The organism is Pseudomonas sp. LBUM1663 (assembly GCF_059695905.1).
Genome location: NZ_CP166792.1, coordinates 4,422,412 through 4,446,488 on the forward strand (window position 1 = coordinate 4,422,412; position 24,077 = coordinate 4,446,488).

The following is a 24,077-nucleotide window of genomic DNA, read 5'->3' on the forward strand; positions in this document are numbered from 1 at the left end:
GTGGTCGTCGCGTGCGGCAAATCCGCACCTCACTCATCAGTGTAGGAGTTACAAATGTCTCGGGGTTACTCGCTTCGAGTGCTGCTTCGATACATGAACAGCAACGCCAGCGCCAGGCACACCATCGCCAGCATCCGGCTGCTCGACAACTTGATCGCCGGGTTACCCAGCCAGCCGAAGTTGTCGATCAACATCCCCATGCCCAACTGCCCGACGATCACGGCCACGGTCGCCACCGCCGTGCCGACCCGTGGCACCGCGCCAACCATGACCATCATGTAGACCACGCCGAACAAGGCGCCGCTGAGCTGCCATTTCGGCACATCCATCAGGCTCACGGCATGGGCCGGCTCGAAAAACAGGATCAACAACCCGGTGACCACCGCGCCCACTGCGAAGGTCAGCAGACTGCTGCGCAACACGCCGACGGTTTCGCCCAGACGCCCGTTAATCGCCGCCTGGATACTCAACACCGCACCGGCAGCCACCACCACGGCCAACAAAATAATCAGATTCATCATCAACCCCGAGCAATCAGAACAAGTGCCGCGACAATCAGCAGCAACGCCAGCCAACGTTCACCGTTGACCTTTTTGCGGGCGGCGCCGAACCAGCCGAAGTGGTCGATCAACACGCTTTTGCCGACCTGCCCGGAGAGGATCGCGATCATCGTCATCGCGATACCAATGTGCGGCGTGGCCAGGGTCAGCACCACCACGTAGATCGGCCCGAGGAAGCCGCCGATCAACTGCCAGCGCGGCAAGGTGTTCAACGCCGGACCTTGTTGCTTGCCGCTGAACAACAGCAGTAGAAACAGAATCGCCGAGCCGACGCCGAAGATGCTCAACGTCGCCCATAAATGCCCGACCTGAACCCCGAGCGGCCCGAGCAAACCGGCCTCCACGGAAAGGCCCATGCCGGCGAGAATCACCAGAGGCAGCAGCAACAGCCGCAGCCCTGGTTTTGCCGCTGGCGCTGCAGCGATGTCGATTGAAGAAGATTGCATTGGGGGATCCCTACCAGTTACCAGATAGAACACGCCCCCCTTGTGGGAGCGAGCCTGCTCGCGATAGCGATATGTCGGTCACATTGATGTTGGATGTTCCGGCGCTATCGCGAGCAGGCTCGCTCCCACAGGGTTTGTGTTCTGAGTGCGTGCATTATCGGCTGGCGATCCTTTGCGATAAATGGGAGGATCCCGACAACACTTTTGCGCAACTTGCACAGCAGGGTCGACCATGCATGGCCTCAACGAGCTCGGATTCAAGGCACTTCGGCTGTTTGTCGCGGTGCTCGACCATGGCAGCTTCTCCGAAGTCGCCCGCCGCGAGGGTCTGGCGCCCTCTTCGATTTCCCGGCAGATCCAGTTGATGGAACAAGCCTTGAACCAGCAATTGCTCTACCGCCACACACGCGCCGTCACGCCCACCGAAGCGGGACGCATGCTCGGCCATCACGCGCGGCTGGTGCTGGTGCAACTGGAGGAAGCCGAACAGGCCTTGCAGGAACAGCAAAGCGAACCCAGCGGGCTGGTGCGGATCAATGCGCCGGTGGTCTTCGGGCAGCGGCATCTGACGCCGTGGCTGGGGCTGTTGTGCGAGCGCTATCCGAAACTGCAACTGGATATCCAGCAAACCGACAGCTACGTCGACCCGTTGCAGGAAGGCGCCGATTTGCTGTTTCGCATCGGCCCGCTGCCCGACTCGAGCATGCAGGCGCGAATCCTGGCGCCCCATCGCTTTCAAGTCGCGGCCAGCCCGGCCTACCTCAAACGTCGTGGCACGCCGCAACATCCTGAAGAACTGGCGGCGCATCAGTGCCTGGCCTACAAGGGCGTGGCCGGGCAGCAGCGCTGGTTTTTCCGCAAGGACCCGCAGGACTGGACGCCCTACTCCGTCAAAGGGCCGATCACCGGCAACCACGCCGACACCCTCACGCAAGCCGCCGAACAGGGCCTGGGGCTGGTGATGTTTCCGTCATGGTTGATTGGTGAGGCGGTGCGCAACGGCACACTGGTGCCGGTGCTGGGGGAGTATCAGGTGTCCAACAGCCTTGAGCCGCAGCAGATTGCGGTGCTGTGGCCAGGTAGCCGACGGTTGTCGGTGAAGGTGCGCACGGTGATTGATTTCTTCGTTGAATGCTTCGGCACGGTGCCTTACTGGGACCGACCATAGAGCTTGAGCAGCACACAGTCACTGTGGCGAGGGGGCTTGCCCCCGTTCGGCTGCGAAGCAGCCGTAAATCCGGTAAACGCGTTATGCCTGATTTCCGCGTTGCCTTGTTTGGGGGGCGCGCGCACCCCAACGGGGGGCAAGCCCCCTCGCCACAAAAGCCACTGTCAGATACGGAATTGGCCGACCAGCTTGCCCAGTCGCTGACCGAGGTCGGCGAGGCTGCGTGAGGTCTGGGCACCGAGTTGGGTTTCGTCGGCGACGTTGTCCACCGCCACGGCGATCTGATGCACGCTGCGGTTGATCTCTTCGGCCACCGCAGTCTGCTCTTCAGCCGCGCTGGCGATTTGCGCGTTCATCGAGTTGATGGTGCCGATCAGCTGGGCCATGGTGTCCAGCGATGCACCGGCCTCATTGGCCTGAGCCGACGTGCCGTCACCCGCTTCGCTGGAGCGACGCATCGCTTCCACTGCCGATTGGGTTCCGGCCTGCAAGCGATCGATCATGCCCTGGATTTCCTGGGTGCTGATCTGCGTGCGGCTGGCCAGCGCCCGCACTTCGTCGGCCACCACCGCAAAACCACGACCTGCTTCACCGGCACGCGCGGCTTCAATGGCAGCGTTCAGCGCCAGCAAGTTGGTCTGCTCGGCAATCGAACGAATCACCCCGAGCACGCTGACAATCGACGACACGTCTTTTTGCAGGCTGTCGAGGGACACGCCGCTGCTGCGAATGTCGTCCACCAACGCATGAATCTTCACGATGCTGCCGGCCACCACGCGCTTGGCGGCCTGGCCTTCTTCGTCGGTTTGCTGGGCAGCCACCGCAGCGTTTTGCGCGCTTTTCGCTACTTCCTGGGCCGCCGCCGACATTTCATTGATCGCCGTGGCGACCTGATCGGTCTCGTGACGCTGACGCTCCATCGCCTGATCCGAGCGCTGGGCCTGGTCGGAAACCTGATTCACCAGCCCGGTCAGTTGCGAGGTCATTTCGGTGATCTGGCGTACCAGGCTGTGGATCTTGTCGACGAAGCGGTTGAACGAGCCGGCCAGTTCGCCGAGTTCGTCCTGGCTGGTGATGGTCAGGCGCCGGGTCAGGTCGCCCTCGCCCGCCGCGATGTCATCGAGGTTGGCTTTCATCAGGTTCAGCGGACGCAGAATGGTATTGGCCAGCAGCATCCCGACCGCCGCGATCACCAGCAGCATCACCACGGCGATACCGGCGATGGTCAGCACCACGCCTTCCATCCGCTCCTGCACCTTGGCCTGGACCAGCGCGACTTGCGCTTCGATACCATCGAGGTTCACCGACGTACCGACCGCCATGTCCCATTTCGACAGGTATTCGGTGTAGCCGAGTTTCGGCACCAGCACCTGGGTGTTACCGGGCAATGGCGAGCTGTATTGCAGGTAGTGGGTGCCGTCTTTGGCGACTTTGACCAGGTCGCGGTTGACGTAGACACCGTTCGGGTCACGGTTGTCCTTGAAGCTCTGGCCCACGCCGTCCGGGCTGTTGGCCTTGAACAGGCGCACCGTGTTGGAGTCGTAGCCGAAGAAGTAGCCGTCCTTGCCATAGGTGATGCTCGACAGCAGCTTGATCACGTGCGCCCGCGCCGCGTCATCGCCAGGGGCGGCCGCGTCGTAAAGCGGTTTGATCGTGGTCATGGCCACGGCCACGTAGCTTTGCAGGGTGGCCTTGGCATCGCTGAGCAGGCGCTGGCGGGTTTCCTCGACTTCCTTGCGCGCCTGTTCCTGCAGAATGAACAGCGTGGTCAGGCTGATGACCAGCGCAAAGAGCAACACCGGGAGTACGGCAAGGGACAGGACTTTAGCCTTCAGGCTCATGCGCATGACGGTTCACTCTTTTGATTTTGTTGGCGTGGTTTAAGGCTTTAACGGCACGCCGGACCAAAAGTTGAATGAGGGTATTGCAATCCCCCCTGTGGGAGCGGGCCTTTGTGGTGAGGGGATTTATCCCCGTTGGGCTGCGAAGCAGTCCCATTTTTGGGGCCGCTTCGCGACCCAACGGGGATAAATCCCCTCGCCACAGGTCGCTCCCACAGGGGATAGGGGGTTACAGCACCATCGCGGCGACCCAGCCGAACGCCAGCAGCGGCAGGTTGTAGTGCAGGAACGTCGGGACCACGGTGTCCCAGATGTGGTGATGCTGGCCGTCGATGTTCAGGCCGGAGGTCGGGCCAAGGGTTGAGTCCGAGGCTGGCGAACCGGCGTCGCCCAACGCACCGGCCGTGCCGACGATGCACACGATCGCGATCGGGCTGAACCCCAGTTGCACGCACAACGGCACGAAAATCGCCGCCAGGATCGGCACGGTGGAAAACGACGAGCCAATGCCCATGGTCACCAGCAGGCCGACCAGCAACATCAACAGCGCGCCGATGCCTTTGCTGTGGCCAATCCACGCCGCCGACGCCTCAACCAGCGTTTGCACCTCACCGGTGGCTTTCATCACTTCGGCGAAACCCGAGGCGGCGATCATGATGAAGCCGATCATAGCCATCATCTTCATGCCTTCGGTGAACAGGTCATCGGTGTCGCGCCACTTCACAATGCCCGACACCGAGAAGATCAAGAACCCCGCCAGCGCACCAATGATCATCGAGTCCAGCAGCAGCTGAATGATGAACGCCGCCGCGATCGCCACGCCGGCGACCATCAGGCTCAGCGGGTTGTACTCCACCGCGACCTGCTCGACTTTCTCGATCTTTTCCAGGTCGTAAACGCGTTTCTTGCGGTAGCTGATAAACGCTACCGCAAGGCCCACGACCATGCCCAACGCCGGAATGCCCATGGCATGGGTGACGTTGATGCCGCTGATGTCGACGCCGCTGCGCGCAACGTTGGCCAGCAGGATTTCATTCAGGAAGATGTTGCCGAAGCCCACCGGCAAGAACATATACGGTGTGATCAGGCCGAAGGTCATGACGCAGGCGATCAAGCGGCGATCCAGTTGCAGTTTGGTCAGTACATATAAAAGCGGCGGCACCAGCAGCGGAATGAAGGCGATATGTATCGGCAGAATGTTCTGCGAAGCGATGGCCACCACCCACAGCAAGCCGATCAGCAGCCACTTGACCTGACCGCCACCGCTGGCGTGTTGGCGATCCACCATCAGCAGGGCTTTGTCCGCCAAGGCATGGGCCAGCCCGGACTTGGCAATCGCCACAGCGAACGCGCCGAGCAAGGCGTAGGACAACGCGACCGTCGCCCCGCCGCCGAGGCCGCTATTAAAGGCTTTCAGGGTAGCGTCGATGCCCAGGCCACCGGTCAAGCCTCCGACCAGGGCGCCGACAATCAGCGCGATCACTACGTGCACGCGGGACAGGCTGAGGACCAGCATGACGCCGACCGCGGCAATTACAGCATTAATCATCGTTACCTCAGGGCAAGCGAAATGAGCTCAGCCGACAGTCTGCGAAGAGCCGCCAGCGGATTTAAGAATGGGTTTTATTAGAGGGCGCGCACTGTGCCGCAGAGTCGGCCCGGTGTCAAAGCGCATGGGCCTGGCGGATGTGTCACGGGTGGTGATGAACCCTGTGGCGAGGGGGCTTGCCCCCGTTCGGCTGCGAAGCAGTCGCAAAACCTGACGATGTGGTGCGACTGACGGAATGCAGGGGGTCGCTTCGCAACCCAACGGGGGCAAGCCCCCTCGCCACAGGTAAGTGCTATTGCCACAAAATCAGCGGTGAGTCTTCGGATGGCGGCATAAAGAAAGCGGATTCACAGCCGTTACAGTGCAAAGTCTCAGATAAATATCGAATAAGGACGTCTCTCCATGTCGCTCAGACAACTTTCCATCCAATGGAAAATCACCCTGCTGGCCGGGCTGTGCCTCGCTGGCATCGTGACCCTGCTGGTGGGTCTTTCGCTGTATCGCATGGAGCACAGCTCCGAGATGGTGAAAGCCTCGAGCATGGAGATGCTCACCGAAGCCGCCCAGGCCCGGATCGAATCCCAGGGTGAAAACCAGGCACTGGGGATTCGCCAGCAGTTCATGGATGCCTATCAATACGGCCACGGCTTTTCGCGTCAGGTGCTGTTCCTGCGCGATCAGGCGGAAAAACGCTTTCTGGATGCCTTCGACCTGCGTGAAGACCTGACTCGCCAGGTCAAGTCGGCGCTGCAAGCCAACCCGGAATTGCTCGGCCTCTCGCTGGTGTTCGAAGCCAACGCACTGGACGGCAAGGACGATCTGTTCGCCGGCCAGGCCGAGCTGGGCAGCAACGACAAGGGCCGATTTGCCCTGTACTGGTCGCAACCGACATCGGGCAAAGTGACGTCGATGGCGCTGCCGGAAAGCGACATGGCCGACACCAACGCCGGCCCTAGCGGCGAGCCGGCCAACGCCTGGTTCACCTGCCCGCGCACTACGCTCAAGCCGTGCGTGATCGAACCGTACTTCTATGTGATCGACGGCCAGAACGTGCTGATGACCAGCATCGTGTTCCCGCTGATGGTCAACGGCAAAGTCATCGCCTCGCTGTCGGTGGACATCAACCTCAACAGCCTGCAGGCCATGAGTCAGGGCGCGAGCAAAAAGCTCTATGACGGCCAGACCAGTGTCAGCATCATCAGCCCGGTCGGTTTGCTCGCTGGCTACAGCCCGGACGCCAGCAAACTCAGCCAGCGCCTGGACACCGTAGACAAGACCAACGGCGCCGAGCTGATTCGCATGCTCGCCGCCAGCAGCAAAACCGAAAGCCTGCACAGCAATCAGCAACTGAAAGTGCTGTCGCCGTTCCAGCCGATTCCCGGCGGAAAATCCTGGGGCGTGCTGCTCGACGTGCCGGAAAAAGTTCTGGTCGGCCCCGCCGAAGCCCTGAAAAACCAACTCGATGACAGCAACCGAAGCGGCACCCTGGTCGAACTCGGCCTCGGTGTACTGGCCGCCCTGATTGGCTTGCTGCTGGTGTGGCTGATGGCGCGCAGCGTGACCAAACCGATCCTCGGCGTGGCGCACATGCTCGAAGACATCGCCAGCGGCGAAGGCGACCTGACCCGGCGCCTGGCTTACGACAAGCAGGATGAACTGGGCCAGTTGGCCGGCTGGTTCAACCGCTTCCTCGACAAGCTGCAACCAATCATCGCCGAAGTGAAACGATCGGTGCAGGACGCCCGCAGCACCGCGGACCAATCCTCCGCCATCGCCACGCAGACCAGCGCCGGCATGGAGCAGCAATACCGTCAGGTCGACCAGGTCGCCACTGCGTCCCACGAAATGAGCGCCACCGCCCAGGACGTCGCCCGCAGTGCCGCACAAGCCGCCCAGGCCGCGAAGGATGCCGACCAGGCGACTCGCCGGGGCCTGACCGTCATCGACCAGACCACCACCAGCATCGACAACCTCGCCGCCGACATGAGCGCGGCCATGGTGCAAGTCGAAGGCCTGGCGGCCAACAGCGAGAAAATCGGCTCGGTATTGGAAGTGATTCGCGCCATCGCCGAACAGACCAACCTGCTGGCCCTCAACGCCGCGATCGAAGCGGCCCGTGCCGGTGAGGCCGGACGGGGTTTTGCTGTGGTCGCCGATGAAGTGCGCAACCTGGCGCGCCGCACCCAGGAGTCGGTTGAAGAAACCCGTCTGGTGATCGAGCAGTTACAGAGCGGCACGCAGGACGTGGTCGGCTCGATGAACAACAGCCATCGCCAGGCACAAGGCAGCGTCGAGCAAGTGGGCCAAGCGGTGACGGCGCTGCGCCAGATTGGCGAGGCGGTGACGGTGATCAGCGACATGAACCTGCAGATTGCGTCTGCGGCCGAAGAGCAGAGCGCGGTGGCCGAGGAGATCAACAGCAACGTGGCGACGATTCGCGATGTCACGGAGTCGCTGTCGGGACAGGCGAATGAATCGGCGCGGGTGAGTCAGTCGCTCAATAGCCTGGCGAATCAGCAGCAGAGTTTGATGGATCAGTTTCGCGTGTAATGCAAATACCTGTGGGAGCGGGCTTGCCCGCGATGAGGCCATAACATCCAACATCAATGTTGACTGTTAGATCGCCATCGCGGGCAAGCCCGCTCCCACAAGTTGATCAGCGAGCCTCAGGCCCGCGTCAGCGTTTGGGGAGTTTGATGAGGACCTTCAGGCCGCCCCACTCGCTCTCCTCCAACCGCATCACCCCGCCCCACGTATCGACGATGTCGCGCACAATCCCCAGCCCCAACCCATGCCCATCCGTCTGTTCATCCAGCCGTGTCCCCCGGTTCAGCACCTGATCGCGCTGCGCCTCGGGAATCCCCGGCCCATCATCTTCCACGCTTAACTCAAACCCCTCAGTCGTCTCGACCACGCTCAACCGAACCTCGGCATCCGCCCATTTGCAGGCGTTATCCAAGAGATTGCCCAGCAGTTCGAGCAAATCCTCGCGATCCCACGGCAGCTGCAAACCGGTCGGTGCGCGGTAGCTCAGGTTCAGGTGTTCGCCATGAATCATGTTCAACGTCGCCAACAGCCCCGGCAGTTCCCCATCGCAATCAAACAGTGCCCCCGGCAGCGCATCGCCGGACAAGCGGGCGCGATTGAGTTCGCGATTGAGCCGCTGCTGCACCTGCTCAAGCTGCGCCTTGAGGAGCTTGCGCAGTTCGGGATGAGCGTCGAGTTTCTCGCTGGAAGCCACGCTCAGCAACACCGCCAACGGTGTTTTCAGCGCATGCCCAAGGTTGCCCAAGGCGTTGCGCGAACGCTTGAGGCTGTCTTCGGTATGGGCGAGCAAATGGTTGATCTGCGCCACCAGCGGCTCCAGTTCCACCGGCACCTGGTCATCGAGTTGCGAGCGCTGGCCCTGCTGCAACTGGGCGATTTGCTCACGGGCCTTTTCCAGTGGACGCAAGGCGCGGCGCACGGTGATCCGTTGCAGCAGCAGAATCAGCAGCAACCCCGCCAGCCCGAGGCCCAGGCCGACCTGCTGCATGCGCCGGAAACTCTCGCGCACCGGCGTGTAGTCCTGCGCCACGCTGATCGAAATCGATTGCCCGAGCCGTCGATAATCTGATCGCAACACCAGTAATTGCTGGCCTTCCGGCCCCAGTTGCAGGTTGCTGTGCAGGCCAGGATGGTCGAGCGGCGGCAGCTCCTGATCCCACAACGAGCGGGAACGCCAATGCTTGTCGGCAAAATCGATACGGAAGTAGTGCCCGGAGAACGGCCGTTGATAGGCCGGCGACAAGTGCCGCTCATCCAGTTGCAACCCTTGCGGCCCGCGCACCAACGCCGCCAGCAGGTTTTCACTGTCGTTGCGCAAACCGTCTTCGAGGTAGCGCTGCAACCCCATTTCGAACAGCCACAGGCTGGTTTGCGCCAGCACCAGACCGACAACCACCATCACGCTGATCAGCCCCAGACTCAAGCGGCGCTGAATCGACCTCACTGGGCTTGTCCGCCGAACAGGTAACCCTGGCCGCGACGGGTTTCGATCACGCTACGCCCGAGCTTGCGTCGCAGGTGGTTGACGTGAACTTCCAGCACATTGGAGTCGCGCTCGGTTTCACCGTCGTAGAGGTGTTCGGCGAGGTGGCTTTTGGAAAGGATCTGCTCGGGGTGCAGCATGAAATAGCGCAGCAGGCGGAATTCGGCGGCGGTGAGTTGAATGTCGGCACCGTCGCGGGTCACGCACTGACGACCTTCATCCAGGTGCAGCCCCGCCGCCTTGAGCGTCGGCTGATTGGCCTGACCGTGGGAGCGACGCAACAACGCCTGAACCCGCAGGTGCAGCTCTTCGGGGTGGAACGGTTTGGTCAGGTAATCGTCGGCACCGGCCTTGAGGCCTTCGATGCGCTCGGCCCATGAGCCGCGTGCCGTGAGGATCAGCACCGGCGTCGCCAGACCACCGGCCCGCCATTGCGCCAGCACCTCAAGACCCGGCAACCCCGGCAGGCCGAGGTCGAGGATGATCAGGTCATACGGCTCGCTGCTGCCCTGATACACCGCGTCGCGGCCATCGGCCAGCCAGTCCACGGCATACCCCTGCCGGTTGAGGCCGGCCATCAATTCGTCGGCCAGCGGCACGTGGTCTTCCACCAGAAGCAAACGCATCGATCAATCTTCCTTGTCTTTCAGTAAACGGCCAGTGGCGGCTTCGATATCCAGTTCACGGACCACCCCTTCGGTGGTCAGCAGCTCGACTTCATAAATGTAGACGTCGTGTTTTTCTTCAAGCTCGGCTTCCAGCAGTTTGGCGCCGGGGTAGCGGTCCAGTGCCTGTTTCAACAGTTGCTCAAGCGGCAGGATCACGCCTTGCTGGCGCAGGCGCAGGGCTTCGTCCTGATCGAGGTCGCGGGCCATGACGACCGAGCAAAACGCCAGCAGCACCAGCGCCATGCGTGAAAATGAACACACCTTCATTACGTATCCTGATGATCCTTGAGAACCTGCCCGCTGACAGCGTCTAATTCCAGATCCCACTCAATGCCTTGTGGGTCGCGCATCTCAACCTGGTAGATGTACTTGCCGTACTCTTCTTCCAGCTCGGTTTCGGTGATTTTGGCACCGGGATGTTTGGCCAGAGCGGTGGCGTTGAGCTTCTCGAAAGACACAATGGTACCAGCGTCGCGCAGGCGAAGGGCTTCGTCGGGGCCCAAGTCACGGGCGTGGGCGAGGCTGGCGGTCAGGGTGATGATGGTCGCGGCGAACAGGGCAGTCAGGGTTTTCATGGGGTGTCTCCGTATTTTTTATGTGTTGCCTACGGGGAGCACCTTAGCGGGCTGAACTTAACTGAAACTGAATTGCCATCATTGGAAGTGGCACCTCGATATCGCAGAGCTGCACAAAACCTGTGGGAGTGAGCTTTGGTGGCGAGGGGATTTATCACGTTCGGCTGCGAAGCAGTCGTAAATTCTGTGCTGTCGCCTAAATTTTTGGGGTCGCTTCGCGACCCAACGGGGATAAATCCCCTCGCCACAGGTCACTCCCACAGTGGATTTGTGGTGATGCCTGAGCTGTTTATAATCCCCCGCTTGCCCGACATCGAGACCGGTATGACCGCCATCCACATCAAGTTCCCTTCCCTGACCCTCAAGGCCGGCACGCGTGCCTTGGCGCGCATCCGTGAAAACGGTTTGAGCGCCGCCGATGTCGGCACGCTGCCGGGGGCCGCCGGTGGTCCCAAGGCGCTGGGGATTCAAGGTCTGGACCTGGCGTTGTTCGGCGCATGGCTGCCGGCGGTTCCGCGGGAGCGTTCTTTGATTGGCGCATCGGTCGGTTCCTGGCGCTTCGCCAGCGCCTGTCTGCCGGACGCCGCCGAAGGCATCCGGCGCCTCGGTCAGCTGTACACCGAGCAGAATTTCGCCAAGGGCGTGACCATGACGCAGATCAGCCAGAGCTCCCGGCGCATGCTCGATGAACTGCTCGACGGTCGCGATGCGTCGATTCTGAACAACGCCCATTACCGCCTGAACATCATGGTGGTCAAAAGCCACGGCCTGCTCGCGGACGATCATCGCGGCCGCCTCGGGCTGGGCTTGTCGTCGGTGATCGCCGACAACCTGCGGGGTCGCGCGCGGCTGTCGCGGCACTTCGAACGGCTGATCATCCACGACCCGCGCCTGGCGCCGCCGGTCCATGCACTCAACGATTTCCCGTCGCGCTTCGTCGCGCTGAATGCCGGCAACCTGCGTCAGGCCCTGCTCGCGTCGGGCTCGATCCCGATGGTAATGGAAGGCGTGCGCGACCTGCCGGGCGCAGGCGCGGGGACGTTTCGCGATGGCGGCCTGCTCGACTATCACCTCGACCTGCCCTACAGCGGCACCGACATCGTGCTCTATCCGCACTTCACCGACCGGGTCATTCCCGGCTGGTTCGACAAGACCCTGCCGTGGCGCCGAGCCTGCCCAGCGCGGTTGCAGGATGTGCTGCTGCTGGCGCCGTCGAAGGACTACCTGGCGCGCCTGCCCTACGGCAAACTGCCGGACCGCAACGACTTCAAGCGCTTCATGGGCGACGCCCCGAGCCGGCAGAAATACTGGCGTACAACGATGGACGAAAGCCGTCGCCTGGGTGACGAGTTTCTCGAACTGGCCGCCAATGGTCGCCTCGGCGAACGCTTGCTGACCCTTTAGTCAGTGTTTTGCCCGGCGCTCTGGTAAACTCGCCGCCTGCCCACATCGCCGCGGCGATCGCCACCTGACAGAGCTGAAATCACTGTGGAAATCTTCAAAGAGTTTACGTTCGAATCCGCCCACCGCCTGCCTCACGTACCGGAAGGCCATAAATGCGGCCGCTTGCACGGTCACTCGTTCAAAGTGGCGATTCACTTGAGCGGCGACCTCGATCCGCACACTGGCTGGATCCGCGACTTCTCGGAAATCAAGGCGATCTTCAAGCCGCTGTACGAGCGCCTCGACCACAACTACCTGAACGACATTCCCGGCCTGGAAAACCCGACCAGCGAAGTGCTGGCCAAGTTCATCTGGAAGGAACTCAAGCCCCTGCTGCCGGAACTCAGTGCGATCCGCATCCACGAGACGTGCACCAGCGGCTGCATCTATCACGGCGAGTAACCCGCTCTAAAGGACAATGCAAACCCCTGTGTGGGAGCCTTTGTGGTGAGGGGATTTATCCCCGTTGGGCTGCGAAGCGGCCCCCTGCATTCCGACAGTCACACCGAATTGTCAGGTTTTACGACTGCTTCGCAGCCGAATGGGGATAAATCCCCTCGCCACAAAAGCCCGCTCCCACGAGGGGCACTGCGTTTCGTCAGTGATACAAAAAACAGCCTTCATTGGCTGTTTTTTTATGCCTATGCTCTTTGGCTCGAACACGCCAAGAGGACATCCCCATGAGGACTGACTGGCCGCTGGCTCAGACCTACCGCTTCAACGGGCACTCCGTAAGCTACGCCGTGCGTGGCGACGGCCCGCCGCTGGTGTTTGTGCACGGCACGCCCTTTTCGTCTTACGTGTGGCACCGCATCGCTCCGCACTTCATCAGCACCCATCAGGTGTATTACTTCGACCTGCTGGGTTATGGGCAATCCGAGAAAATCGCCGGCGACGTGTCGCTGGGGGTGCAGAACGATCTGTTGGTGAACTTGCTCGATCACTGGGGCCTGGAGCGGCCGGACGTGGTCGCCCACGACTTCGGCGGCGCCACCGCGCTGCGCGCGCACCTGCTGAACGGCAAGGATTACCGCAGCCTGACATTGATTGATCCGGTGGCGATGACGCCCTGGGGTTCACCGTTCGTGCAGCATGTGCGCCAGCATGAAGCAGCGTTCAGCGGACTGCCCGACTACATTCAGCGGGCGATCGTGCCGGCCTATATTCGCGGGGCGATCAAGCGCGACATCCCCGATGAAGAGCTCGACCCGTATGTCCAACCGTGGCTGGGCGATCCCGGGCAAGCGGCGTTCTATCGGCAGATTGCGCAGATGGATGAGCGGTACACCCGCGAGGCCGAAGGGTTGTACCCGACAGTGCGTTGCCCGGTGCAGATTCTGTGGGGCGAGGAGGATCAGTGGATTCCCATTGAGCGCGGGCAGGCGTTACATCAGATGATTGCCGGGTCGCAGTTTTATCCCGTCCCCAATGCCGGGCACCTGGTTCAGGAAGATGCGCCAGAAGCCATCGTCGCGGCGCTGCTGAAGTTTTTGCCCCTGATCCAATCTCCCTGAAAAACCACTCTCCCTGTGGGAGCGACCTGTGGCGAGGGGGCTTGCCCCCGTTCGGCTGCGCAGCAGTCGTAAAATCTGTGCTGTTGCCTAACATTTTTGGGGCCGCTGCGCGACCCAACGGGGTGATGCGGCATTCCGACAAGCCCCCTCGCCACAGGTCGCTCCCACATGGGTTCTGTGTCCTTTCAGGTGCACCGCTTTTGTGCCCTCCCCGCGTCAATCCCGCCGGCTCGGCTATACATAACAACAGCCACACCGCTTGGCACGACCACTGCAACCCCTCCCGCGTCACCCATTCAGCAAGGAACGCCACATGACGCAAAAAGATCCGGGCAACGATTACCCCCTCAGCGAAGTGCCGATGCATGCCCGCAAGGGCCTCGCCTCCACGGCCATGGTGCTGCTGGGTTTCACTTTCTTCACCGCCACCATGTTCGCCGGCGGCAAGCTCGGCGTGGCGTTCAGTTTTGGCGAGATGATGGCGGTGATTGTCGTCGGCAATTTGCTGCTGGGGATCTACGCCGCAGGCCTGGGTTACATCGCCTTCAAGAGCGGCCTCAATTCGGTGCTGATGGGGCGTTTTTGCTTCGGCGAGGTCGGCAGCAAGCTCAGCGACTTGATCCTCGGCTTCACCCAAATCGGCTGGTACGCCTGGGGCACGGCCACGGCCGCCGTGGTGCTGGGCAAGTATTTCGAACTGAGCGAGGGCACCGTTCTGGGCCTGATGGTGCTGTTCGGCCTGGCATTTTGCGCCACCGCGTATGTCGGGTATCGAGGGCTGGAGATCCTTTCGTACATCGCGGTGCCGGCCATGATGTTGCTGCTGATGCTGTCGATGTGGGTCGCCACGGTGAAGGTCGGCGGGCTCGATGGGCTGCTCGCGGTGGTCCCGACGGGAACGCTGGACTGGTCGACCGCGATCACCCTGGTCTTCGGCACCTTCGTCAGCGGCGCCACCCAGGCGACCAACTGGACGCGCTTCTCCCGTTCCGCCAGGGTCGCGGTGCTGGCGAGCCTGATCGGCTTCTTTATCGGCAACGGCCTGATGGTGTTGATCGGCGCCTACGGGGCCATCGTCTACCAGCAACCGGACGTGGTTGAAGTGCTGCTGTTGCAAGGTTTCGCCATGGCCGCGATGGCCATGTTGCTGCTCAACATCTGGAGCACCCAGGACAACACCATCTACAACTTCGCCGTCGCCGGCTGCAACCTGCTGCGCACCGGTCGTCGCAAAACCGTGACCCTGGCCGGCGCGGTGATCGGCACCTTGCTCGCGCTGCTGGGCATGTACGACCTGCTGGTGCCTTATCTGATCCTGCTGGGCACGGTGATCCCGCCGATAGGCGGCGTGATCATGGCGGATTTCTTCTTCCGCTATCGTGGTCAATATCCTCGTCTGGCCGATGCTCGATTGCCGGCGTTCAACTGGCCCGGTTTGACCGCCTATGCCATCGGCACTGTCGCCGCGTTCAGCTCGCCCTGGATCGCGCCACTGGTAGGGATTGCCGCTGCCGCGCTAACGTATGTGCTATTGACCAGCGTACTGGGTGCCCGTGCCGCTGAAGCTCCCTTACAAGATCTATAAAAGGATTCGCCTGATGCACATCATCAACGCCCGCCTGCGCAACCAAGAAGGCCTGCATGAGTTGCACCTGGAAAACGGCCTGATCCGCACCATCGCCCGTCAGACCGAAGCCCCGACCCTGGGCCCCGACGACCTCGACGCCGGCGGCAACCTGGTGGTGCCGCCCTTCGTCGAGCCGCACATCCACCTTGACGCCACCCTCACCGCCGGCGAGCCGCGCTGGAACATGAGCGGCACGCTGTTCGAAGGCATCGAGTGCTGGGGCGAACGCAAGGTCACCATCACTGAAGAAGACACCAAGACCCGCGCCAAGAAAACCATCCAGACCCTCGCCGCCCACGGCATCCAGCACGTGCGCACCCACGTCGATGTCACCGACCCGCAACTGACCGCGCTCAAGGCGATGCTCGAGGTGCGTGAGGAAAGCCGTCACCTGATCGACCTGCAAATTGTTGCGTTCCCGCAGGAAGGCATCGAGTCCTATCGCAACGGTCGGGAGCTGATGGAGGAAGCGATCCGCATGGGCGCCGATGTGGTCGGGGGCATTCCGCATTTCGAATACACCCGCGATCAGGGCGTCAGCTCGGTGAAGTTTCTGATGGACCTGGCCGAGCGCACCGGTTGCCTGGTGGACGTGCATTGCGACGAAACCGACGACCCGCATTCACGCTTTCTGGAAGTGCTGGCCGAAGAAGCCCGCAGCCGTGGCATGGGTTCGCGGGTGACCGCCAGCCACACCACTGCGATGGGTTCTTACGACAACGCGTACTGCGCCAAACTCTTCCGTCTGCTCGGGCATTCGGGGATCAGTTTTGTCTCCTGCCCCACCGAAAGCATCCACCTGCAAGGGCGCTTCGACACCTTCCCGAAACGCCGCGGCGTGACCCGGGTCAATGAGTTGCTGGAAGCGGGGATGAACGTGTGCTTCGGCCAGGATTCGATCGTTGACCCGTGGTATCCGCTGGGTAACGGCAACATTCTGCGGGTGCTGGAAGCGGGGCTGCATATCTGCCACATGCTGGGGTATCGCAACCTGCAAAGTGCACTGGACCTGGTCACCGATAACAGTGCCAAGGCGATGAACCTCGGGGACCGCTATGGGCTGGAGGCCGGACGGCCGGCGAATTTGCTGATTCTGTCGGCGGACAGCGACTACGAGGTGATTCGCAGCCAGGGGTTGCCGTTGTATTCGGTGCGCGATGGCAAGGTGTTGATGAAGCGGACGATGCCGGTGGTGGAGTTCAGTGACGGTTTGAGCTGAGAATTTCGTTGAATTTGCAGGCCCCATCGCGGGCAAGCCCGCTCCCACATGATCGCTGGCGTATACAGAATCTGTGTTCACTGAAGATCCCTGTGGGAGCGGGCTTGCCCGCGATGACGGCTTTCAATTCAACCTATCAACCGAGCCGTACCAAATAGCCTGACCCGACTCAATTCGCCCCCCGATGCCTCCAACAAAACTGGCGCCGTGCCGCCCGGCATGACGACTTTCACTTCTCCCGCCGTCACCCAACCCACCCGCCACGCCGCACACGCCACCGCACTGGCGCTGGTGCCTGACGACGCCGTTGGCCCTTCCCCACGCTCAAACACCCGCGCCACCACGCGCCCCTCGGACTCAAGCATCGCCCATTGCAAGTTCACCCCCGCCGGGCACGGCACCCCGGCCCCGGTCGGCGCGGCATAGGCAATACGCATCAAGCCTTGGGCCAAGGGCGGTTCCCGCATCTGCTCATTGCTCGGCAACGCCTCGGCATTCGTCAGCAGCGTCACGCAATGGGGATTACCGATGCGCACAAACTGGCTGCGGTTCCAGGCCGGATCAAGCGCCGACAATGACTGCACATGACTGACTTCGCGCTCATTCAGCGTCCCACGCTCAACCTCGTGCGCGCCCACCGCTTGCGGCCCGAACAAAGGCTTGCCCAAATCCAGCCAGAACCCTTGCACGCCATCGACTTCAGCGGGTTTCACCGAGGTTTCCACCGGCGAGACCGCATCACGCTTGTCGTGATGAACCCGCAGCAGGCACGCCTCCACTTTGGGCATCAACCCTTGCTCACTGAGCGCCTGGGAAAAAATCGTCAGTCCGTTGCCACTGCGCTCGGCCAGGGTGCCGTCGGTATTGACGATCAACAGATCAAAGGGCGGCGACGATTGGAACGGTCCCACCAACAGACCGTCGCAGCGATGATCTTTGCTGCCCGGCGGTTGGGTACCGGGCGCCCAACTGCAGAACGCCTCGATGGCCGCGCATGCCCAATCTTCGCGGATTTGCGCCGCGTGGCTGGCCTGGTCCGGCAAATCGATACCGCGACCGCGCACCTCGTCGGGCGGCACCACCGCGTAGATATTGCCTCGAGCATCGTAGAACGGCGTCATGGGTCGGTCCTGAAATCAGCCTGAAAAGAGCCTGAAAAGAGCCTGTACTGTAGGCGTCAACGTGCTGCGATGAAATACCGCCCCGGCGTCACGCCAATCGCATCGGAACAGTTATAAATCCATCGCTGCTTATTGCGAAGAAGTCTGCAAGACCTGTCAGTTATGACAGGAGACAAGCCTTCACCGGCGGGTCAGAGTGAAGCTCTTGATTCACGTTCGGAGGAAGGTCATGAATCGGACTTCCCTGCTGGCACTGCTGGTTACCCTGGTATTGGGCGCAGTGGTCATCGCCGATCCAAAAGTCGCCCTTCGCAATGGCACAGGGGAAGATACGCCGAACCCCATGTCGAAAATCAATCACGATGAACCCCTGTTCCTCAGAGGCCGTAACGGTGTGCTTCGCGAAAATGGCCGCGTCGTTCCTGATGGCGAAGCCGATCTGCGGGTGCTCGACACCTTCGATGCCCGGTTTATGAATCTGCGCGACCATTAAGGCGAAGGCCCAGCCGTAATACGGACGCTTGAATCGTCGGTCAGGCAGTCAACCGGGCAAGCCCGTTGAGCGCCAAGCCCTGTCATCAACGGCAAACTGTCGGAACTAACAGGTAGGCCGCGTATACCGGTCGGAGGACGGCCGCACCTGCGCTCGCGGCAAAGGGTCACGCTGTGCAACGATGGCGCCCTGCCTGACTGCAAATCCTCGTGGACGTGATGATCGAACCCTCACCGGTCGATCACTGTCCCTTGGAGACGCGACGTGTTTTGCCAAGGATTGATATGACCAGCCTCAATACCCAAACCACCTTAGTTCCCGGACGCCTGGAGCAGATGTCCACCCGCATCGCCTTTTTCATCGCCGGCCTCGGCATTGCCGCATGGGCGCCGCTGGTGCCGTATGCCAAGGTGCGCGCCGGGCTCGACGAAGGGACGCTCGGTTTGTTGTTGTTGTGCCTGGGGGTGGGCTCGATTCTGGCGATGCCGATGGCTGGCATGTTGTCGACGCGTTTCGGCTGCCGTCGGGTCGCGACCGGGGGAACGTTGTTGATCTGCGTGGCGCTGCCGTTGTTGGCAACGGTATCGTCGATACCGGCATTGATCGCCACGCTATTTCTGTTCGGTGCGGGCCTGGGCACGGTGGATTCGACGGTGAACCTGCAGGCGGTGATCGTCGAACGCGCCAGCGGCAAGAACATGATGTCGGGGTTTCACGGGATGTTCAGCCTCGGCGGGATTGTCGGCGCGGCGGGTGTCAGCGCCCTGCTTGGCTTGGGCCTGTCGCCGCTGGGGGCGATGGCGGTGGTGATTGTCGTACTGGTGCTGGCCTTGCTTAAAGCGGCGCCGCACCTGTTGCCTTATGGCAGCGAAAGCTCAGGACCGGCGTTTGCCGTGCCCCATGGCATCGTGCTGTTTATCGGTGGAATGTGTTTCATCGTGTTCCTGGCCGAAGGCGCGGCGCTCGACTGGAGCGCGGTGTTCCTGGCGCAGGAGCGCGGGATCGACACGGCGTATGCGGGACTGGGTTATGCGGCGTTTGCGCTGACCATGACCGCCGGACGGCTGACCGGGGACCGGATTGTCCGGCGCCTGGGCGCGACACGGGTGATGGTATTCGGCGGCCTGATGGCGGCGGCGGGTTTGGCATTGGCAACGTTTGCGCCGGCCTGGGAGGCGGCGCTGGTCGGGTATGCGTTATTGGGTGCGGGCTGCTCGAACATCGTGCCGGTGTTGTACACCGCGGTCGGGAAACAGACAGTCATGCCTGAGCACATTGCAGTGCCGGCGATTACCACATTGGGTTACGCGGGAATTCTCGCGGGCCCGGCGGTGATCGGCTTTATCGCCCATGGCAGCAGCTTGAGTTTTGCCTTCGGGTTGATGGCGGTGTTGCTGGTGGCGGTGGCCATTGGCGGGAAAGTGTTGAAAGTGTTGAAAGTCTGATAAAGCTATCGCCAGCAGGCTGGCTCCCACAGGGGATCTTCAGTGAACACAAATTCTGTGTTGAGCAGAGATCAATGTGGGAGCCAGCCTGCTGGCGATGGGGTCACCCCGGTCGATCAGAACCCGACGCTGGCCTGCACAAAGAACGTGCGCGGAGCACCGACGTACATCCCCGAGTTGTTGTCGCTGGATCGGGTGAAGTACTGCTTGTCGAAGACGTTCTTCACCCCGGCCCCGAGCTTCAGATTCGACAGTTGCGCGCCGAAGTCATACCCACCGCGCACGTTCCAGGTCACGTAACCCGGAATGTCGCCGTACTGCCCATCGGCGGAGCCTTCGGTGATGTAGTTGTTGGTGAAGCTGCCATCGGCATTCACCGCAACACCCGGTGAGCGCTGCTTGGACTGGGCAAACGCGTCGAGATTGTAGGTCCAGCGGTTGATGTCGTAACGCAGGCCGGCGGTCGCCACCTGGCGCGAATAGAACGGCAGGTCACGGCCCTTGAAGCCTGGAATTTCGCCTTCATACACGGCACGGGTGTAGGTGAACCCCGCGTTGGCGGTCAGGCCGTCTAGCCGTGGATCGAGTGCCGCCATGTTGTAGTGCACCGATGCCTCGATGCCCTGGTGCGTGGTCGCGCCGAGGTTGGTCCAGCCCGCGTCGTTGCTGATGTATTGCAACTCTTTATCGAAGTCGATGTAGAACGCCGTCAACTCGCCGCCCCACACCTCATTGTTATAGCGCGTGCCGACCTCATAGGTCTTGGCCTTTTCCGGCTCCAGGCCATTGGCGGTTTCATCCCCCGTGCCACCCTGACCCAACTGGAAATACTGCAGGCTGCCGAACGAGGTTTCGTAGTTGGCGAACAGCTTCCACTCTTCCGACAGGTGATACATCACGCTCAGGGCCGGCAGCGGCTCGTTGCTTTCGATGCTGCGGTTTTTCTCCGGTACACGCCTGCCAGCGGTGTCGAGCACGGCGCGGTCGTGCCAGTCGGTGCTGATGTGTTCGAAGCGGATGCCGGGCGTAATCGTCCAGTTACCGACATCGATCTTGTTGTCGACGTACACCGAGTTGGCTTCAGTGCCGCCGGTACGATCCTGGTACACATGGCCGTCCGAACCGGGACGGATTACCGGCTCGTTGTTGACCAGCGCCAGGCGGCTCGCCTGCTCGTGCATGCCTTCCTTGAGGTAGCGATAACCGACACTGACTTCCTGGGTGGTCGGGCCGACGTCAAACACACGGGAGACCCGCGGTTCAATGCCGAAGGTGTAGTAAGTGCGCGGGAACGAGCCCAGGGTTCTCTGATCGCGGGCGGCGATGTTGCTGCCACGGAAGCTGTCGGTGTAGTAGGTCAGCACTTCGGCCTGGGTGCGGTCGTCGAGCTGCCGCGTCCACTTGAACGAGACATCCTTGCGGCGCCCGCTGAAGTTGTCGTTATTGCGATCGGACTGAAACGGATTGGCGTCGTACTGCGCCTGGTTCAGGCCGCCGGGCATGTCGGCGCTGGCGTCGTAGTAGTGAAAATTGAGGCTGAAATCGTCGACATCGGTGGGCGCCCAGTGCGTCTTGAGCATCACGTCGTCGATGTCATTGCCGTTGTTGCGCTCGCGGTAACCGTTGCCGTTCACACCGGAATACAACAGCGCCATGCCGATGCCGTTGTCGGCGGTTCCGCCGAGGAATGCCGTGTCGATGTGCTTCCAGCCGCCGTGCTGGGACGTTTCCAGGGTGGTGCCGATTTCACCGGTGGCTTTTTCCGGGATCGCACGCGTCACGAAGTTGATCACGCCACCAACGTTCTGCGGTCCATAACGCACGGAACCAGCGCCGCGAACCACGTCGATGCTGTCGAGGTTGCCGGAGGAAATCGGTGCCATGGACAGTTGCGGCTGGCCGTAGGGCGCGAAGGCTGCCGGGATGCCGTCGATCAGCACGGTGGAGCGTGGCGACAGCCGCGAGGTCAGGCCGCGCACGCCGACGTTCAGGGAAATGTCGCTGCCGCCGGTGCCGTTGGCGTCCTGCACTTGCACGCCGGGCACGCGCTTCAACACGTCGCCGACGTTCATGGCGCCCTGCTCGACCATCGCTTCGCGGCGGATCACGGTACGTGCGCCGGGATGGTTCTGCACCACCGCAGCGTCGGCATCACCGAGCCAGTCGCCGACCACTTTGATGTCGGTCATGCCCAGTTCGATCGGGCCTGCCCCAGCGGAAGTCGGCGCCGGTGTCAGGGTCACCGAGCCTTGATCGATCTGGTATTGCAAGCCGCTGCCTTGCAGCAATTGGCGCAACGCCTGCTCCGGCGAGAGGTCGCCGTCGACGGCTGGCGCCTGTTTGCCGGCCACCAGCTCAGGACTGAAGAAAACCTGCAGCGACGTTTGCTGACCCAGCTCACTCAAGGCTTGGCCCAACGGTTGCGCGGGAATATGAATGCCGTCGGCGGCGAATGCCTGGGGAAGCGCGGCACTGACGGCCAGGGCGAGCGCGAGCCGCAGCCAGCGTGAATTGTTGTTTTTAGCGGTGGTTTTCTTCACGTCGAACGTTGTCCTGTAGATCGCAAGAGTGTGCGGCTGTTAATGCAAACCAGTTGCAGTTGGACAAGAAGACGAAGAACTCAAAAAAAACCTGAATCTATTTTGAAATTATTTCCTGACTGCCGTCATCGAGGGTCCGCACGGCCACCGGCAGAATGCTCGGCAAGGCCTTGAGCAGCGCGTCGGTATTGTCGGATTTGAATACGCTGGTCAGGCGCAGGTTGCCCACTTTGTCGTTGCCGACCGTCAGTGGCTTCTCGCGGTAGCGCGAGACTTCTGCGGCGACATCGGCAAGGCTGGCGTTGTTGAACACCAGTTTGCCGCTGCGCCAGGCGGTCAGTTCCGCCGGATTGACCGCATAAGCGGCGGCAACCACGCCTTTGGCATCGACGCGAGTGCCGAGGCCGGCGGTGAGGCTGATCACATCAGGCCCCTGGCCTTGAACCTTGACCGTGCCTTGCTCCACCGCCACCCGGGTTTCTGTCAGGTCGCGGCGCACATCGAAACGCGTGCCGGTGACCGTCACCTTGCCGCTGCCCGCCTCGACCACGAACGGTCGGCTGGTGTCGTGCTCGACGCTGAACAGGGCTTCGCCTTCCATCAGCTCGATGCCGCGACGGTCCTTTTCATAGCGCACCTGAACGCGGCTGCGGCTGTTCAGATCGATCACCGAACCGTCGGGCAACGCCACATGACGATGCTCGCCCAATGCCGTGGAATATTCAGCCGTGTAGGTCGCCGGGTGATTCAAACCGCTGAACAGCCCCAAGCCGAGCGCCACGGCCAGCACACTGGCCGCCATCGCGTAACGCACCAGCGGCTGACGTTTGCGACGTGCCGGCGGCGTTTCGCACAGGGCTTGCAGGCGCTTGGCAGGCAGCAGATCGGCGGCCGTCCACAGGCCCTGCAACATTTGGAATTCGTCGCGATGCTGAGGGTGTTCAGCCAGCCAGGCTTCGAAACGCCGGTACTCTTCGACGTCCACGGCCGGTTCCTGCAAACGCACAAACCACCGCACCGCGTCGTCGCGAACCGTTGCTTGCCCGCACGCACAATCACGAGTATCCGTCATGGAAGTTCCTGTTTGGCTGGGGATGAGAAAGCGCGGCCGATCATGGGTGCAGTCCATCGAGGCGGTCGCGCAGATGCCGCAAGGTGCGGATCATATACTTTTCCACCATGTTCTTGGACAGACCCAGGCGTTCGGCGATTTCCGCCTGGGTCAGGCCTTCGATCTTCTGCCAGACGAACACCTTGCGGCAGTTGACGGGCAGTTCAGTGAGTGCCCGTTCGATCGAATCCGCCAACTGGATCGCCTGCATGACATGCTCCGGGTCGCCAGACGGCGACGCACTGTGATCAACCACCTCTGACTCCATGGCGCCCCGCCGATCCTCACGCCGATAACCATCCACCGCGATGTTACGCGCGGTCTGGTGCAAATAGGCCCGAGGTTGCTCCACCGCCGACGAATCGGACTCAAGCACCCGCACAAAGGTGTCGTGCGCCAGGTCCTCAGCCTGCTGACGATTTCTCAGGCGACGGGTCCAGGTGCCAACCAACTCTTCGTAATGCTCGAAAAAGCCTTGTCTGCGGGGCAACTTGGGGGTCATTGCGGTGTGCTGTGGAGACGGGGCGTGAATAGTAATGCTTCCTATTAAGGGGAAGCAATGGATTCCACATCGGTGGGGTTGCCGTTAGTCAGCCTGGAATGATGTCGCCAGACACACCGCTATCGCGAGCAGGCTCTCACAGTTGACCGAGTGGTCCGGGCGGACGAGGTTTGATGTGTGAGCGAGCCTGCTCGCGACGAACGATGACGCGACGCATCAATGAAT

20 protein-coding genes and 2 pseudogenes are annotated in these 24,077 nt (G+C 61.7%); 10 read left to right on the forward strand and 12 right to left on the reverse strand.

The window, feature by feature from the left end:
* Positions 1 to 65: 65 nt before the first annotated feature.
* Together ACA075_RS20365 and ACA075_RS20370 are read right to left on the reverse strand one after the other, a co-directional pair.
* Positions 66 to 521 (reverse strand): DMT family transporter, encoded by a 456-nt coding sequence (locus ACA075_RS20365; protein WP_497294937.1) that lies wholly within the window; start codon positions 519 to 521, stop codon positions 66 to 68.
* On the reverse strand, positions 521 to 1,006 hold the full coding sequence (locus ACA075_RS20370; protein ID WP_497294939.1) for a DMT family transporter: 486 nt from the start codon (positions 1,004 to 1,006) through the stop codon (positions 521 to 523). Before ACA075_RS20370 ends, ACA075_RS20365 begins: the two co-directional genes overlap by 1 nt.
* A gap of 232 nt (positions 1,007 to 1,238) precedes the next feature.
* Here ACA075_RS20370 and ACA075_RS20375 point away from each other — a divergent pair, with 232 nt between their 5' ends.
* Entirely contained in the window at positions 1,239 to 2,174 is a 936-nt protein-coding gene (locus tag ACA075_RS20375) for a LysR family transcriptional regulator (protein ID WP_497294941.1), read from the forward strand.
* 164 nt (positions 2,175 to 2,338) lie between these two features.
* On the opposite strand, the gene ctpM is transcribed toward ACA075_RS20375, so the two are convergent.
* Entirely contained in the window at positions 2,339 to 4,021 is a 1,683-nt protein-coding gene (ctpM, locus tag ACA075_RS20380) for a methyl-accepting chemotaxis protein CtpM (RefSeq protein WP_497294943.1), read from the reverse strand.
* 223 nt (positions 4,022 to 4,244) lie between these two features.
* A complete protein-coding gene (locus ACA075_RS20385) occupies positions 4,245 to 5,561 on the reverse strand; it encodes a Na+/H+ antiporter family protein (protein WP_497299302.1) in 1,317 nt (438 codons plus the stop codon).
* A 624-nt stretch (positions 5,562 to 6,185) separates the two neighbouring features.
* On the opposite strand from ACA075_RS20385, the pseudogene ACA075_RS20390 reads away from it, so the two are divergent.
* Both ACA075_RS20390 and ACA075_RS20395 read left to right on the forward strand, forming a co-directional pair.
* Positions 6,186 to 7,256: pseudogene (locus ACA075_RS20390) on the forward strand (methyl-accepting chemotaxis protein); the annotation flags it as partial.
* 267 nt (positions 7,257 to 7,523) lie between these two features.
* Positions 7,524 to 8,114 (forward strand): annotated as a pseudogene (locus ACA075_RS20395) (methyl-accepting chemotaxis protein); the annotation flags it as partial.
* Between the two features lie 127 nt (positions 8,115 to 8,241).
* On the opposite strand, the gene ACA075_RS20400 reads toward ACA075_RS20395, so the two are convergent.
* From ACA075_RS20400 to ACA075_RS20415, 4 genes are read right to left on the reverse strand one after another with little or no spacing between them, the layout of a single operon-like run.
* Complete coding sequence (locus ACA075_RS20400; RefSeq protein WP_497294945.1) at positions 8,242 to 9,555, reverse strand: sensor histidine kinase; 1,314 nt, start codon at positions 9,553 to 9,555, stop codon at positions 8,242 to 8,244.
* Positions 9,552 to 10,220 carry a response regulator transcription factor gene (locus tag ACA075_RS20405; RefSeq protein WP_109633283.1) on the reverse strand — a complete coding sequence of 223 codons (669 nt, stop codon included), beginning with the start codon at positions 10,218 to 10,220 and terminating at the stop codon, positions 9,552 to 9,554. The genes ACA075_RS20400 and ACA075_RS20405 overlap by 4 nt, the downstream gene beginning before the upstream one ends.
* A gap of 3 nt (positions 10,221 to 10,223) precedes the next feature.
* Positions 10,224 to 10,529 carry a PepSY domain-containing protein gene (locus tag ACA075_RS20410; protein ID WP_497294946.1) on the reverse strand — a complete coding sequence of 102 codons (306 nt, stop codon included), beginning with the start codon at positions 10,527 to 10,529 and terminating at the stop codon, positions 10,224 to 10,226.
* Positions 10,529 to 10,837, reverse strand: a complete 309-nt coding sequence (locus ACA075_RS20415) for a PepSY domain-containing protein (RefSeq protein ID WP_497294948.1) — start codon at positions 10,835 to 10,837, stop codon at positions 10,529 to 10,531. Before ACA075_RS20415 ends, ACA075_RS20410 begins: the two co-directional genes overlap by 1 nt.
* A gap of 324 nt (positions 10,838 to 11,161) precedes the next feature.
* On the opposite strand from ACA075_RS20415, the gene ACA075_RS20420 reads away from it, so the two are divergent.
* The 5 genes from ACA075_RS20420 (at position 11,162) to codA (ending at position 16,640) form a co-directional block, all read left to right on the forward strand.
* Entirely contained in the window at positions 11,162 to 12,241 is a 1,080-nt protein-coding gene (locus ACA075_RS20420; RefSeq protein WP_497294950.1) for a patatin-like phospholipase family protein, read from the forward strand.
* An 84-nt stretch (positions 12,242 to 12,325) separates the two neighbouring features.
* Complete coding sequence (gene queD, locus ACA075_RS20425; protein WP_008152165.1) at positions 12,326 to 12,682, forward strand: 6-carboxytetrahydropterin synthase QueD; 357 nt, start codon at positions 12,326 to 12,328, stop codon at positions 12,680 to 12,682.
* 278 nt (positions 12,683 to 12,960) lie between these two features.
* Positions 12,961 to 13,794 (forward strand): alpha/beta fold hydrolase, encoded by an 834-nt coding sequence (locus ACA075_RS20430; protein WP_497294952.1) that lies wholly within the window; start codon positions 12,961 to 12,963, stop codon positions 13,792 to 13,794.
* 313 nt (positions 13,795 to 14,107) lie between these two features.
* Complete coding sequence (codB, locus tag ACA075_RS20435) at positions 14,108 to 15,379, forward strand: cytosine permease (protein WP_497294954.1); 1,272 nt, start codon at positions 14,108 to 14,110, stop codon at positions 15,377 to 15,379.
* 13 nt (positions 15,380 to 15,392) lie between these two features.
* Positions 15,393 to 16,640 carry a cytosine deaminase gene (gene codA, locus ACA075_RS20440; protein ID WP_497294956.1) on the forward strand — a complete coding sequence of 416 codons (1,248 nt, stop codon included), beginning with the start codon at positions 15,393 to 15,395 and terminating at the stop codon, positions 16,638 to 16,640.
* A 128-nt stretch (positions 16,641 to 16,768) separates the two neighbouring features.
* Here the strand turns inward: codA and ACA075_RS20445 are convergent, their stop codons facing one another.
* Positions 16,769 to 17,761, reverse strand: coding sequence for a diaminopimelate epimerase (locus ACA075_RS20445; RefSeq protein WP_497294957.1), 993 nt, complete (start codon positions 17,759 to 17,761; stop codon positions 16,769 to 16,771).
* Between the two features lie 229 nt (positions 17,762 to 17,990).
* On the opposite strand from ACA075_RS20445, the gene ACA075_RS20450 reads away from it, so the two are divergent.
* Together ACA075_RS20450 and ACA075_RS20455 are read left to right on the forward strand one after the other, a co-directional pair.
* Complete coding sequence (locus ACA075_RS20450; protein ID WP_497294959.1) at positions 17,991 to 18,254, forward strand: hypothetical protein; 264 nt, start codon at positions 17,991 to 17,993, stop codon at positions 18,252 to 18,254.
* Positions 18,255 to 18,538: 284 nt separating this feature from the next.
* On the forward strand, positions 18,539 to 19,699 hold the full coding sequence (locus ACA075_RS20455) for an MFS transporter (RefSeq protein WP_497294961.1): 1,161 nt from the start codon (positions 18,539 to 18,541) through the stop codon (positions 19,697 to 19,699).
* A 116-nt stretch (positions 19,700 to 19,815) separates the two neighbouring features.
* On the opposite strand, the gene ACA075_RS20460 is transcribed toward ACA075_RS20455, so the two are convergent.
* The 3 genes from ACA075_RS20460 to ACA075_RS20470 form a co-directional block, all read right to left on the reverse strand.
* Positions 19,816 to 22,239, reverse strand: a complete 2,424-nt coding sequence (locus ACA075_RS20460) for a TonB-dependent siderophore receptor (RefSeq protein WP_497294963.1) — start codon at positions 22,237 to 22,239, stop codon at positions 19,816 to 19,818.
* A 97-nt stretch (positions 22,240 to 22,336) separates the two neighbouring features.
* A complete protein-coding gene (locus tag ACA075_RS20465; protein WP_497294964.1) occupies positions 22,337 to 23,311 on the reverse strand; it encodes a FecR family protein in 975 nt (324 codons plus the stop codon).
* A gap of 40 nt (positions 23,312 to 23,351) precedes the next feature.
* The gene (locus ACA075_RS20470) at positions 23,352 to 23,852 is read right to left on the reverse strand and encodes a sigma-70 family RNA polymerase sigma factor (protein WP_497294966.1); all 501 of its coding nucleotides are present in this window, start codon (positions 23,850 to 23,852) and stop codon (positions 23,352 to 23,354) included.
* Between the last annotated feature and the right edge of the window lie 225 nt (positions 23,853 to 24,077).